Genomic DNA, 13,668 nt, shown 5'->3' with positions numbered 1-13,668 from the left:
TTAGTCTTTAAAAACCACGTCAGCCAGCTGCTGTGCGGTGCTCAGGGCGATCATATCGAGGGTAAGCGGCTCCTGACGCTGCTGGCAGAACCAGATCATATTTTCGGTGGCCAGATTGCCTACCAGTTCATCTTTGGCCATAGGACATCCGCCGATGCCTTTGATGGCACTGTCGAACCGGCGACAGCCCTGGTCCCAGGCAGCCTGCACTTTCTCTTCCCAGTTATACGGGGCAGAATGAAAATGCGCACCGATCTCTACGCCGGGATAAGCCGGTATCAGGTGTTTGAACAGGCTGGAGATGATATCCGGATTGGCTACGCCCACGGTATCGGCCAGTGAGATAGTGGTAATGTCCATCTTCACCAGTTCATCCACCCAGCGCAGCACGATCTCAGGACTGTAGGGATCATCATAGGGGTTGCCAAAACCCATGGAGATATACACTACCAGTTCTTTGCTGTTTTTGATACACAGCTCCTGCATGGTCTGCACCTGCTCCAGAGATTCGGCAATCGTTTTATTCGTGTTTCTCAGCTGAAAGGTCTCGGACACAGAGAAGGGGAAGCCCAGGTAGTTGATTTCCTCATGTACAACGGCTTCTTCAGCGCCCCGTACATTGGCTACAATAGCCAGCAGTTTGCTACGGGTGGCCGACAGGTCCAGCTGTGCCAGCACTTCTTTGGTATCTGCCAGTTGTGGAATCGCTTTGGGAGATACAAAACTGCCAAAGTCCAGGGTATCAAAACCTACCTTCAGCAAAGCCTGCAGATACTCTACTTTCTCTGTCGTGCTGATCATCCGGTGCCAGCCCTGCATGGCATCACGCGGACATTCGATTAGTTTCAGCATAAAAAACGGGTTTAAATCATATCGTTCTTTGTTTCATCGCTTCGTACAAAATAATCCCTGCAGCTACAGACACATTGAAAGATTCAAAATTGCCGGCCATAGGAATACGGAACAACACATCAGAAGCTTTGATCAGTGCCGGGTACACGCCTTTGTCTTCAGAACCCATGATCACGGCTACCGGCTCTTTCAGGTCACAGTCATACAGTTTGATTTCTGTTTCCATTTCGCTGGCCATCACCTTGATACCATTGAGATGCAGGGTATCAATCGCCTTCAGCAGGCTGTTGACACGGCAGATAGCGATTTTTTCCAGAGCGCCTGCAGAAGATTTCATCGCTTCTTCGTTGAGGGAGGCAATACCTTTGTCAGGAATGATGATAGCCTGGGCGCCGCAACAAACGGCACTGCGGGCGATGGCGCCGATGTTCCGCACGTCGGTGATACCATCGAGGATCAGGAAAAGCGGTGTTTCTCCCTGTTCGGTTACATGAGAAATTACATCCTGCAGATCCAGATAAGTCACTTGTCCGGTGAGGGCAATAACGCCCTGGTGATTGGCCTGGGTCAGTCCGTTCAGCTTTTCTACCGGCACTACATTAATCGGAATATTGTTGGCAGCAGCCTGCTCTTTGATTTGTGGGATAATATCACCAGTGGCACTGCGAAGCATATAGATACGCTCGATTGGCTTGCCACTGCTGAGAGCTTCCATTACCGGCTGACGGCCGATAATCAGCGAAGACTGTTTGGGTCGGGGGCTGGCGAACCGTTTAGGACCGCCGCCAGATTTTCTTTCTCCTTTGAAAGCGTTGAATTTTCTTTCCATTTGCTGCAAAGAAACGCTTTTTCTATTAAACACGTATTAAACCAGCTCTCCTTCCAGCAGCATCAGCTTTATTTTCTGAATAGCCGCTACCGAAAGAGAATCAGTAATATCAAAGTTTTTAACCATCTGATAGGCCTCTTCAAAAGGAAGTTTTTTCACCATCAGCTGTTCCGTATCTTCCGGCTCCGCAGTCCGTTGTTCCAGCTCCCTGGCCAGAAACACCACACCGGTTTCATCAGTGACGGAGTTGGACAATGCAATTTCACAGATCACTTCCCAGTGGTTGGCCACCAGTCCGGTTTCTTCCAGCAGTTCCCGCTTAGCGGTGTCCAGCGGATATTCGCCCAGCGGGCCACCACCTTCCGGTATCTCCCAGCTGAACTTCTTCAATGGGAAACGGTACTGGCCTACCAGATAGATGTTGTGTTGCGCATCCAGCGCCACCACACCGATAGCCAGATTTTTGAAATGGACAACACCGTAGATACCAGGGCCACCAGCCGGGTTCAGCCCTTCATTGTGTACCACACGGATCCATTTGTTTTCATATGTTACCTCGCTGGAGTGAATGGTCCAGGGGTTCTTTGTAATATCCATCCTGCAAAGAAAAGGAAAATTGCCTGCAACCTACAAAGCATGATAAAAGTAGTAGGAAGTAGCATCTTTTTTAAAACCTTTGGATGCGTATAATTTCTGTGCACCGGTATTAGCCACATATGTCTGCAACATCAGCCACGCTGCATCTGTTTTGCGACCGTGGTCAATAGCAGCGTCTACCAACGCTCCACCAGCGCCTTTGCCCCGGTGTTCTTCCAATACATACACATCATTCAGTAACCAACCCCGCTTCATACCCAATGAAGTAAACAACGGGTATAACTGCGCAAATCCGATAATCTCATCTCCTTCAAACACCACAAAAATAACACTATCACCCAACTTTATCCTATCACTCACAAATGCCAGCGCTCCTTTAAAATCAGGTACCTGGTCGAAATAACTGCGGTAAGCATCAAATAATACGGCCACTTCATTTGTATGCATCCCTGATGCCTGAATGACTTCCATATGCTATTATTTATTTTTCGAGAGAACCAGATTAAATTTACTTCATTTCATCATACAAAAAAAAGATGCTCATCCGGTAAACACCGGGGCGAGCATCGGACTTAACTTCTACCTTAAATATTTATTGCAATTGCTTATTCTTGTTGATCGCATCATTGACAAGATATACGCCTCCAATCGTTACCAGGCTACAGAAACCCATCAGCCAGGTAAGGTTTTCCTTCAGCAATACCCATCCCAGCAATACCGCCACAATAGGATTGATATAAGCGTATACCGACGCCAGTGACGGCGGCAAATTATTCAGTGTATATACATAGGCCGAATAACTGAGGAGAGATCCCACCAGGATCAGATATAACAGGCTTTCCCACAACTCTGTTGTGAAGCTGCCCGCATCAAAATGTTGTCCCATAAACACCGTTGCAATAAGCAACATCATAATACCGCTGAACAACATCTGAAATCCTGCACCAAAGAGATAGTTCACCCCCAGCGCCCATTTGGCCGTCAGCACCGATCCCAGCGCCCAGCAGATACAGGCGAAGATGGACAACATGATACCAAATCGAAAATCCGGATTGACCAAACTCGACAGATAATTGTAGAAAATACCAGCCACTCCGGCCAAACCCAGTAGCATCCCCACAATCAGCTGTATACTGATACGGGTTTTCTTCACCAGAAAATAACTGAAGATAGTGATCCAGATAGGCACGGTAGCGCTGATAATGGCGCCCAGCCCACTAGGTATGTATTGCATGGCCCAGGTCATCAAACCATTACTGCCACACAACATCAACAGCCCCATCACAAACAGTTTGGACAACACAATTTTTTCCGGCAGCTTATAACCTTTCAGGATAAAGAAGGTTGTGAGCACAAACCCCGCTGTGGCCTGTCTGATACCAGCCAGCATGATACCATGAATATGGCGCACGCCAATTCTTGAAGCCAGGTAGGTGGTACCCCAGAAAATACTTACAATGGCCAGCGCTATATAAGCATTTGTATTTGACTTACGCATATGTATGTTGATTCAGAATCGTATTTGCTATTTGCGTCATTGCCTGATAGGCCATCTGCACATCATCCCCGGTTGTTCTCCAGTTCACCAGCGCCGCTCTGATGGCAGGCTGACCAGCATAGACGGTGCGTGTCATACATACCACACCGCTAGCATTCAGCGCGTCTAAAAACTCATTGACTTTTGTTTCCTGTACATCCGCCGCTACGTTTAACGTAAAGCACACTACACATAACCTGACCGGTGAAAGCAGGCGGAAATCCGGGTTGGCTACAATCAGCTCTCCCAGCTGTCGTGCCAGCTTCACGTTGTTGTCTACAATCTGCCGGTATCCTTCTTTGCCGTAGGCCATCAATGAAAACCAGGCAGGCAGCGCCCTTTGACGACGTGAGTTTTCCGGTCCGTAGTTGATGAAGTTGAAGTTGGCCGCCGGATCACCAAGATAGGCAGCACCCGCGTTCTGGAACACTTCCACCTGCAGGGAAGGATGCCTTGAAAATATCATCGCCGCATCATACGGAACGTTCAGCCATTTATGTGCATCGATGGTGATGGAATCAGCATACTCCCAGCCTTTCAGCAAGTGGCGATGTTCTTCGCTACAAGCCGCAAATCCGCCAAAAGCCGCATCTACATGCAACCAGAAAGGGTATCGTTGTTTCAGTTCCACCACAGCTGCGATATCATCAAAATCCACTGTATTCACCGTACCTGCACTGGCTACAAAAATGACCGGTTGCCCTTCTTTTGATGCAAGGAAAGCCTCCAGCGCCGCCACATCTATACTTTCTCTTCCTGGCAGTGCCGGTATCTTCACTATGTTATTACGCCCGAGACCCAGCATAGCCATAGATTTGGCGGTACTGGAATGTGGTACACAGGAAACTACCTGCAGATCCGGCAGTCCGGCCATCCCATCTCTGCCGATGTCAATGCCCCGTTGTTTGCCCAACCATTGCCGTCCCATTGCCAGACCGGTAAAGTTAGCCATGGTGGCTCCTGTCACGAAACTCCCCAGAAACTCCTCCGGCAAGCCGAAGAGCTGTTTCAGAAAAGCGATGGTTTCCGTTTCTATTGTAAACGTGGCTGAGCTTTTATCTGCGGCATTGAGGTCTACAGCGGCTGTCAGCCAGTCACCCATCAGGGCTGCCGGCGTAACGCCTCCCGTCACAAAGCCCCAGTAGCGCGGACCAGCCGCCGCTGTGAGGGCATCACCATACTGCTGCCGGAACAATTCCAGCGCCTCAGCACCTCCCACCCCTTCTTCCGGCATAACCGGTCGTATATCCACCTGCGTTACCTTGTCTGCTGCCAATCTATCGAGTGAGGATAAAAATTCGCTGCTGAATTCCTTTGTCAACTGTAACAGCTGGTCAGTATGTTTCAAATCATCCTGGAGCTTCGTCATGGGTGGCGGTTTAATTTGGAAAGGATGGGTTTATTGCTTTCAAAGGTCAAAATTGCACATAAATAAATTCACAAAACAGATTCAGTTTTGTGTTTTTTGAGCATATCAGATTTTTTTCTCCCAGGACTAAAGTCCTGGGCTATAATAGAGGTTATTTGTGATGATATTTGAAGAGGAGTAATCTATTTGTGACCTCCGGATGGAGTTTTTTATTTAACTTAAGACAAAATAGTTAACTCCAATGACCCATTGTTATACCCAACTAAATCTGCAAATTGTATTTGCAGTGAAATATCGTGCGACCCTTATTGAAGACAACTTTAAACATGAACTGTACGGATATATGGCCGCTAACATCAACAACAGATCGCATCGTTGTCTGATCATTAATGGAATGCCAGACCATATCCATATACTTCTTCAGATGCATCCTTCAGAATCGTTATCCTCATTGATGCAGATCATTAAAGGGAGTTCATCAAGATGGATCAATGCAAAATATTGTCGTCAACAAAACTTTAAATGGCAGGAAGGTTATAGTGCTTTTTCCTATTCTCAATCGCAGATCCCCGTCGTCATCCGGTATATTCAAAACCAGGAAAAGCATCACCAGAAACAAACATTTCTCGAAGAACACAAAACAATACTCAATAAATTCAACATCCCCTATGATCCCCAGGGCTAAAGCCCTGGGCTATAATTGATGCAGGGCCGTATCAAAAGCGCAGTGTCTCCAACATAATCCAGGGCATGTAATCTGCATCTAACATAGCCCAGGGCTTCAGCCCTGGGCTGAAAATAAATCCAGGCGTTCATGATTCAGCAGCCAGCGCTTCCGCCATAGCCCGCCGGCGTATCCGACAAGCGTGCCGTTACTGCCGATAACACGGTGACAGGGGACTATGACGGCCAGCTGATTTTTGCCGTTGGTGGTGCCTACCGCGCGGATGCTTTTGGGATTGCCGATGCGGCGGGCCAGTTGCAGATATGAAATCGTTTGACCGAAGGGAATGCGGGTGAGTTGTTCCCATACGGTCTGTTGGAAATCGGTGCCGGGCTGTTGAATAGGTAAGTCAAATACTTTGCGGTTTCCGGCAAAGTATTCATGCAGTTGTTGTGCGCAGTCGAGCACCAGATGTGGAGGTTGCGGAAAAGCTGTTTCCGGTTCTTCCGTGAAGGAAACAGCCTGTATAAAATCATTGGTGCCGCTGATCAGCAGCGGTCCTACGGGGGTGTCTATACGAAGATGAGCCAGTTCCATATTATGATTAAATGGGAGATAATAAAGAGCGCCACAGATAAAAGGTGGCGTAAGCGGCATGTTGTTGCCATGAACGCGTATATTGCTGTAGTTCGGCCATAGAAGGTTTTGCAGGGAGGCCAAGCCGGTGGCGGATAGCATTCTGTAAACCCACATCTTCCAGCAGCAGGGCCTGTGGAAACCGGCTGTATTTCATCAGCACATAATTAGCTGACCAGTTACCGATCCCTTTCAGGGCTACCAGCCTGTCGCGGGCTTCTTCGTAGCTAAGGGGGGCCAGTAGCTGCGCTGATAATTCACCGCTGGCCATAACTTTGGCTGTTTCAACAAGATACAACGCTTTACTGCGGGAAAACTGCATCGGAGCGAGATCGGCAGGTGACAATGCAGCGATGACTGCCGGATGCGGGTACAAATAGTAGTCCGTTCCGTCTACAGACTGATGGAAGCCAAATGCCTGTATGAACCGCTGTCTTAGCGTATAGGCGAAAGACAGGTTGATCTGCTGCCCGATGATAGGCCAGCTGATGGCTTCAAACAGATCAGGCATGCCGACGAGCCGCAACCCGCGGTAGTCGGTAGCCAGACCGTTCAGCAACGGGTCTGTCAACGTATAGTCATAAAAAGGTTGAAGGTCTGCATCGAGGTGAAGCCAGCGGGTTACAAACAGACGAATGTCATCTTCCTGAAATATATTATTTACAGGTGCCAATACAGTGGCCAACAAATGGTCTGGCCTGGTGCCCGGTGCAACCTCTATTACCACAGGTTCTCCATCTGCCAGTACCATCCGGCGTAACTTTCCGTCTGTAATGTAGTGAAGGCATTCTTTATCTGATCTGCCCAGAAAATGAAGGCATTCCTGAAAGGAAAAGTTGGCCGGATCATTCACTGCAATCTTTATCTTTTGCCTGGTCATACGACAAAAGTACACAAACACACAAATGCAGCAAGCCCGAATCTTGCTATTTAACAAATCAGCTACCCGGATATCGCAGGCCCGTAAAGCAATATCCGGATAACCTTTCAGGCTCAGTCAGGCAGGGTGCGGGAAGTCACTACGATCCTGTTCCAGGCGTTGATCACTACAATGGCCATGGTGATGATGGCTACCTCTTCTTTTGTAAAAACAGCGGTAGCAGTTGCATATACATCATCCGGCACATGAGTGCTGGCCAGCAGGGTCACCGATTCTGTTAAAGCCAGTGCAGCCCGCTCCTGGTCTGTATAGAACGGCGCCTCTCCCCAGGCATTCAGACAGTAGATGCGCTGTTCCGTCTCTCCTGCGGCCCTGGCTTCACGTGTGTGCATATTGATGCAATAGGCACAGCCATTGATCTGTGAGGCCCTTATCTTGATCAGTTTGTATAATTTTTTATCGATGCTGCTGTTACGCATAGCTCCTTCCAGTGCCAGCATTGCATTAAAGCCTTCCGGAAAAAGCTGGGATATGTCCATTCTGGATTCCATCATACTGATTTAAAAACGATAAAAGAATTGTTCACGGATGATTTTGTTGTCCTGCACTTCATATACGATAATTTCGTTGCGACTACGACGTTCCGTCATTCCTTTGATGGTCAGCTCCGAATGAAACTGCACCGCAAAAAAACCATCTGCCACTACCGGATCTGATATCTCCAGCAGATGAATGGTTTCGATATTTTCCAGGAAAGCTTTCTCTTTGGCCATGATGGCGGCCTGTCCACGGGTGATTCTGCCGTCGGCTTCTATGTTGACAGCCTCTTCATGTAACAAGGTAGATTGTGCTTCCAGGAATTTCCAGTCCCGGCAAAGTGTTACCAGCTGTTGTGCCAGTTGGTGAATAGGTCCGTTCATATGATCAGTATTTGTATGACAAAATAATCACAAAAACCCGCACCAGAACAGATACAGAATTACGTAATTTTGACCATAACAGATTTTTTTTCAGGAAGATGAATACCAGGAAAGATTTTTTATACCTGCAACTGGCAGACCGGATAGAAGCACTGATCAGCAACGGCACTTATACGATTGGCGACAAACTGCCGTCAGTACGTAGTCTGCATGAAGAGCATGGTGTCAGTATCAGTACTGCCCTGCAGGTATATCTGCATCTGGAGCGCAAAGGATGGGTAGAGGCCCGCGAGAAATCGGGGTATTACGTTCATTATTCGCGGGAAACGATGCCCCGGTTGCCAAAAGTATCTGACCCGGCTAAAACCGCCTCCATCGTTAATATCAGCGGACGGGTAGCCATCATACGCCATACTACCGGACGCAAAGGAATGATATCACTCATCGGTGCTTCACCACATCTGTCCCTGCTGCCGGTGAACAAACTAAACAAAGCATTGCGGCAGGCGGCCCGGGAAGAGAAAACTACGTATATCCCTTATGGTGATATCGATGGACATCTGCCTTTGCGTCGGCATATTGCCCGGCATTCGCTCGCCTGGGGCGGCAGCGTAGCCGCAGATGACATGGTGGTTACTAACGGCGCCATTGAAGCAATCACCATCTGCCTGCGGACAATAGCCAAAGCCGGCGACACCATTGCCATTGAGTCCCCCACCTTCTTCGGTTTGTTGCAGGCCATCGAAAACCTGGGCATGAAAGCGCTCGAGATACCCACCGATCCTGTCACCGGTATCAGCCTGGACCACCTGGAAGATGCTTTCCGCAGAAAAAAAGTGGCGGCCTGCCTGTTTATCAGCAACTACAGCAACCCTCTCGGTTGCCTTATTCCGGATGATGCCAAAAAACAGCTGGCGCGGATGATTGAGAAATATAATATCCCGCTGATTGAAGATGATGTATACGGAGATCTGCATTTTGCTCCTGAAAGGCCGCGGGCTATTAAAAGTTATGATCGCGCCGACCTCGTGTTGTATTGCTCTTCCTACTCCAAAAATATTGCTGCCGGACTGCGGGTAGGCTGGATCATCAACCGGCGCTATCATGACCGGCTGGCGCAGATGAAGTTCATGTCTTCCGCAGGTACGGGTATGCTGCCACAGCTGGTATTCACCAGATTCCTGGACCAGCAGCGGATGGACTTACACCTCAAACCATTACGACAGGCCCTGCATGTACAAACGCTACAGATGACCAGGGCCATACAACAGTATTTCCCCGCAGATACGCGGCTTACCCGACCCCAGGGCGGTATGAGCCTCTGGGCGGTGCTGCCGCGGAAAGTCGACAGCTGGGCACTGCACCGGCAGGCCCTGGACCATCATATCACCTTTACGCCGGGAACCCTTTTTTCCAGCCAGGATAAATACAATCACTGCCTGCGGCTTTCCAATGCCAACCCGCTGGATGACGACCAGACCTGGGCGATACAGATGCTGGGTAAACTGATACAAAAACAGCTCGATTCCGGCAGTTAAATATCAGATTACATTCCGTACTTTTGAACCAGATCAGATTTTTACCGACATGATTAAGACAGCCGACCATCTCTACCTGCAGGTAGCCGATAGAATAGAGCAGATGATAGAAAAGGACGTCATGAAAATGGGTGAAAAACTACCATCTGTGCGTGTACTCAGCAAACAGCAGGGTATCAGCCTCACCACTGCCTTCCAGGCTTACTATCATCTGGAAGCCAAAGGACTGATCGAATCAAGGCCTAAATCGGGGTACTATATCTGCCATAACAAACGGCATCTGGCCCCCATGCCCGGCACCTGCGCCCCTGTGCGCAAACCGGCCAGCGACGTGACAGTCAGCGATATCGTGCTGGAAGTGTTCAACCACCGCTCCGACGACAGCATCCTGAAGTTTTCGGTAGCCACGCTGCCATCTTCACTATTGCCCTCGGCCAAAATGGCTAAAGCGGTAGTACAGGCTATGCGTGACCTCGATGGCAACGGTCTTGGTTACGAAGCATTGCAGGGCAATGAGCTGTTACGTGGCCAGATAGCCCGGCTGTCGCTCGGATGGGGCGAAGTATGCACACCTGATGATATAGTCACCACCCATGGTTGTATGGATGCCCTCACCCTCTGTCTGACCGCTACCACACAGCCCGGCGATACCATCGCGCTGGAAAGCCCTTCCTATTACGGTGCTTTACAACTGGCAGAAGGACTGGGCCTCAAAGTACTGGAAGTGCCCACCAATCCTATTACCGGTGTAGACCTTGACTATCTCGACAAAGCCATTCCCCGTCATAAAATCAAAGCCTGTCTTTTTGTGACTAACTTCCACAACCCGCTGGGCTGCTGTATGCCGGACAAAAACAAGCAGGAACTGGTACGCATTGTAGAGAAACATGATATTGCACTGATAGAAGATGATATCTACGGAGATCTTTATTTCGGTAAACAAAGGCCGGCCAACTGTAAAACATTCGATAAACATGGGCATGTGTTGCTCTGCAACTCTCTGTCAAAATCAGTAGCACCAGGCTACCGTGTAGGCTGGACCATGCCTGGCAAATACAAAGACAAGGTACTGCGCATGAAACATCACCATGCAATATCCTGCACCACACTTACCCATGCGGCCGCAGGACATTTCCTGGAGATAGGCCGCTATGAGTTCCATCTGCGCAATCTGCGTAAGATGCTACATACCCAGAGCCTGCGCTACTCACAGGCCATCTGCGAATATTTTCCGGAAAGCACACGCGTTAGCCGGCCACAAGGTGGTTGTGTATTATGGGTGGAACTGGAAGAACATATCAATACCTTCGAACTGTTTCAACAAACTTTAAAACATAAAATCAGCTTCTGTCCCGGGCGTCTTTTTTCGCTGCAAAACCGCTACAACAACTGTTTGCGTATCAGCTATGGCAATCCCTGGAGTAAACAGGTGGATGAAGGCCTTAAAACAATCGGTAAACTGATCCGTAAAATGAATTAGGAGAGATTAAAAACATTGCTGCCGGACACTGGTATCTACCAGCATCCGGCAAGCAAAGAATTGGGTTTTACAATTCAATGGCAACCTGTAACTTAACAACTGTAAATCAAAATATCTGAAAAATCTGAACTGCCGGTTTTTACAGGATTAAACCGGTTTGGATGATTACCGGACTGTTGATCATTTATTCTTCTATTCTTCTTTTAAAACCTGTAATCATCTAAACCAGTCTAACCCTGAAGCCCTGGGTGGACCAATAATCCACCATCTATAGTATATTCTCCGCCGGTAATAAACCTTGCGTCATCAGATACGAGGAAGGACACCAGACTGGCCACTTCTGTTGCCTCTCCCAATCTTCCCAGCGGAACACTGGCCGTCATTTTATTTCTGATTGCGCCTGCCTCTTCATGGCTGACGCCTATTTTTTCAATTAAAGGCGTATCTATAGGCCCAGCGTTGATCGCATTCACCGTGATTTTGCGGGGAGCCAGCTCTCTGGCCAGTGTTCTGGATATCGCGTTGAGCGCAGCCTTGCTGGCTGCCAGCACCGTTGTCCCCGGCATGCCGGCGTAGGCGTTAATGGCTGAAAGAAAAACAATACTGCCGCCATCGTTCAATAAAGGAAGTAACTGTTGCGCAGTGAAAAAAGCCCCTTTAAAATTAACGTCGATGACTTCATCAAACAGCTCCGGCGTCACACCTTCAAAAGGCGCAAATTTCGCGACACCTGCGTTGATAAACAGAATGTCTACTTTGCCATAACGACTACGCGCATATTCTGCCAGCTTTTTCGTGTCTTCCAGGCTGGACTGGTCTGCTGTAAACCCTTCCGCCGGAAATCCCAGTTCGTGTACGGCCCGTTGTACCGCTCCAGGATTACGACCCGTTATCAATACCCTTGCTCCTTTCGACAAAAATTCCGCTGCTGTTGCATATCCTATTCCACTATTACCACCCGTGATAATAGCAATCTTGTTTTTAAGCTGGTCCATGCCTGATTAAGTGTAATTGATTTATTTAAAAGTATCAATGTTTTAAGATAAAAAAATAGAGATGCCCGTCTCTACTTATTTATTTATTTAAAAACATCGATGTTTCAGCCGATAAAAAAAGCTGTATGCGTCCAATATGTCTGCACTCAGCTCAACTGTAAAAAGAATAATGATAATTGTTTCATCATCTCTTTATTAATGGTCAGCTCCACTACACGGCCATTCTTTACAGAATTCAATACACCGCTATCCACCAGAATCTTTACGTGATGCGAAACTGTAGGTTGAGACAAAGAACAAAGACAACAAACATCACCACATACTATGCTGCCTTTTTGGGCAATCTCCATAATAATTGATAATCTGTGTTTATCGGCTATGGCATTTGCTGCTTTTTCTATAATTCCCACATCCATGACACAAAAATAATACTTTTTTTGAAACATTGAAATTTTTCAATGATTTTTTATTCTGACACGTCCGCTTTGGCTGTCAGCCGGTTTCGCCGGTATGCCGCCGGACTCACCCCGTAATATTTCTTAAACAGCCTGCTAAGGTGGCTTTCATCGGTAAATCCCAGTTCATCAGCGATCTCTCCAATAGTCAGTCCGCTGTTCTCCATCCTTAACTGCACCAGCTTCAGCTTATAGGAAATAATAAACTGCTGTACACTCTCCCCTGTTTGCTTCTTGAAAAATTCGCCGATATAATTCAATGACAGATTAAATTTCGACGCCATTACCTCCAGCTTCAGCTGATCCGGATGATAGATCTGCTGCCGGATATAGGAAATCATCCGTCCTATCAGCGGCTCCTTATCCTCTTTATCTGTAACACCCACCTCTTCAGATACGTTCCTGGCAATAATATTCAGCAGTAAAGACACATAATGCTGGAGATTCGTTTCATAATAAGAACACTTCGACTGAAACTCCTGCGCCATATTCGCAATAAGGGCTGTGATCATTTTACAGTCATTCACATGTTTTACCAGAATAGGCTGATGCCTGTTGTGATGAAAGAAAACATACTCCAGCTGCTTCAGCCACTCACCAATCCGGTGGCGCTCTTCCGCTGAATGTTGTTTCTCCAGAAAATGATCCGAAAAACGCACAGAAGTAAAACGCGTAGGCGTTTCTGCTTCAAACCCCCGGCAGTCGCGGGGTGTGAATAATATAATACTACCCGGCTTGTAAGGAAAACGGTTCTGGTTGATCACCCGTACACCATGTCCTTCTTTAATATGTATGATCTCGAAAAAATAATATATCAGTGGGCGGGAATTCCACTCACTCATGTCTGCCTCAAACAATTCAAAGGGCATATGTAAATTTCGTTGTCCCATAGCCTCCAAAATTACAATAGAATCCC

At 47.8% G+C, this 13,668-nt stretch carries 16 protein-coding genes; 3 read left to right on the top strand and 13 right to left on the bottom strand.

The genetic code is table 11. The annotated features are described in order from the left end of the window. The 6 genes from DF182_RS23080 to DF182_RS23055 all read right to left on the bottom strand — a co-directional run bounded on the left by DF182_RS23080 (window position 1) and on the right by DF182_RS23055 (window position 5,184). On the bottom strand, window positions 1–852 hold the full coding sequence (locus DF182_RS23080) for a hydroxymethylglutaryl-CoA lyase (protein ID WP_113618150.1): 852 nt from the start codon (window positions 850–852) through the stop codon (window positions 1–3). Between the two features lie 16 nt (window positions 853–868). Beyond that, window positions 869–1,681, bottom strand: a complete 813-nt coding sequence (rlmB, locus tag DF182_RS23075; protein WP_113618149.1) for a 23S rRNA (guanosine(2251)-2'-O)-methyltransferase RlmB — start codon at window positions 1,679–1,681, stop codon at window positions 869–871. Between the two features lie 36 nt (window positions 1,682–1,717). Next, a complete protein-coding gene (locus DF182_RS23070; RefSeq protein ID WP_113618148.1) occupies window positions 1,718–2,278 on the bottom strand; it encodes an NUDIX domain-containing protein in 561 nt (186 codons plus the stop codon). 30 nt (window positions 2,279–2,308) lie between these two features. After that, window positions 2,309–2,749: a GNAT family N-acetyltransferase gene (locus DF182_RS23065; protein ID WP_113618147.1), complete on the bottom strand. Its 441-nt coding sequence runs from the start codon at window positions 2,747–2,749 to the stop codon at window positions 2,309–2,311. A gap of 121 nt (window positions 2,750–2,870) precedes the next feature. Continuing rightward, window positions 2,871–3,776: an EamA family transporter gene (locus DF182_RS23060; protein ID WP_113618146.1), complete on the bottom strand. Its 906-nt coding sequence runs from the start codon at window positions 3,774–3,776 to the stop codon at window positions 2,871–2,873. Continuing rightward, window positions 3,769–5,184: a pyridoxal phosphate-dependent decarboxylase family protein gene (locus DF182_RS23055; RefSeq protein ID WP_113618145.1), complete on the bottom strand. Its 1,416-nt coding sequence runs from the start codon at window positions 5,182–5,184 to the stop codon at window positions 3,769–3,771. Before DF182_RS23055 ends, DF182_RS23060 begins: the two co-directional genes overlap by 8 nt. A 241-nt stretch (window positions 5,185–5,425) precedes the next feature. On the opposite strand from DF182_RS23055, the gene tnpA reads away from it, so the two are divergent. Beyond that, a complete protein-coding gene (gene tnpA / locus DF182_RS23050; protein ID WP_113618144.1) occupies window positions 5,426–5,869 on the top strand; it encodes an IS200/IS605 family transposase in 444 nt (147 codons plus the stop codon). Between the two features lie 96 nt (window positions 5,870–5,965). Here the strand turns inward: tnpA and DF182_RS23045 are convergent, their stop codons facing one another. The 4 genes from DF182_RS23045 to DF182_RS23030 form a co-directional block, all read right to left on the bottom strand. Beyond that, complete coding sequence (locus DF182_RS23045; RefSeq protein ID WP_113618143.1) at window positions 5,966–6,445, bottom strand: methylated-DNA--[protein]-cysteine S-methyltransferase; 480 nt, start codon at window positions 6,443–6,445, stop codon at window positions 5,966–5,968. A gap of 7 nt (window positions 6,446–6,452) precedes the next feature. Beyond that, window positions 6,453–7,364, bottom strand: a complete 912-nt coding sequence (locus DF182_RS23040; RefSeq protein WP_113618142.1) for a DNA-3-methyladenine glycosylase family protein — start codon at window positions 7,362–7,364, stop codon at window positions 6,453–6,455. Between the two features lie 113 nt (window positions 7,365–7,477). Next, window positions 7,478–7,918, bottom strand: coding sequence for a carboxymuconolactone decarboxylase family protein (locus DF182_RS23035; protein ID WP_245957520.1), 441 nt, complete (start codon window positions 7,916–7,918; stop codon window positions 7,478–7,480). A 6-nt stretch (window positions 7,919–7,924) separates the two neighbouring features. After that, window positions 7,925–8,284, bottom strand: coding sequence for a nuclear transport factor 2 family protein (locus DF182_RS23030; protein WP_113618141.1), 360 nt, complete (start codon window positions 8,282–8,284; stop codon window positions 7,925–7,927). A gap of 98 nt (window positions 8,285–8,382) precedes the next feature. On the opposite strand from DF182_RS23030, the gene DF182_RS23025 reads away from it, so the two are divergent. Next, window positions 8,383–9,822: an aminotransferase-like domain-containing protein gene (locus tag DF182_RS23025; protein ID WP_147243519.1), complete on the top strand. Its 1,440-nt coding sequence runs from the start codon at window positions 8,383–8,385 to the stop codon at window positions 9,820–9,822. Between the two features lie 49 nt (window positions 9,823–9,871). Continuing rightward, window positions 9,872–11,302 carry an aminotransferase-like domain-containing protein gene (locus DF182_RS23020; RefSeq protein WP_113618139.1) on the top strand — a complete coding sequence of 477 codons (1,431 nt, stop codon included), beginning with the start codon at window positions 9,872–9,874 and terminating at the stop codon, window positions 11,300–11,302. Window positions 11,303–11,532: 230 nt separating this feature from the next. Here DF182_RS23020 and DF182_RS23015 read toward each other — a convergent pair whose 3' ends face one another. The 3 genes from DF182_RS23015 to DF182_RS23005 all read right to left on the bottom strand — a co-directional run bounded on the left by DF182_RS23015 (window position 11,533) and on the right by DF182_RS23005 (window position 13,642). Next, a complete protein-coding gene (locus DF182_RS23015; RefSeq protein ID WP_113618138.1) occupies window positions 11,533–12,297 on the bottom strand; it encodes a glucose 1-dehydrogenase in 765 nt (254 codons plus the stop codon). A gap of 146 nt (window positions 12,298–12,443) precedes the next feature. Beyond that, a complete protein-coding gene (locus tag DF182_RS23010) occupies window positions 12,444–12,743 on the bottom strand; it encodes an ArsR/SmtB family transcription factor (RefSeq protein WP_245957519.1) in 300 nt (99 codons plus the stop codon). Window positions 12,744–12,763: 20 nt separating this feature from the next. After that, complete coding sequence (locus DF182_RS23005) at window positions 12,764–13,642, bottom strand: helix-turn-helix domain-containing protein (RefSeq protein ID WP_113618137.1); 879 nt, start codon at window positions 13,640–13,642, stop codon at window positions 12,764–12,766. Window positions 13,643–13,668: the final 26 nt, after the last annotated feature.

It is taken from the genome of Chitinophaga flava, from assembly GCF_003308995.1.
Lineage (GTDB): Bacteria > Bacteroidota > Bacteroidia > Chitinophagales > Chitinophagaceae > Chitinophaga > Chitinophaga flava.
Note: the sequence above shows the minus strand (reverse complement) of the source record. Positions and strands in the feature narration are given on the sequence as shown.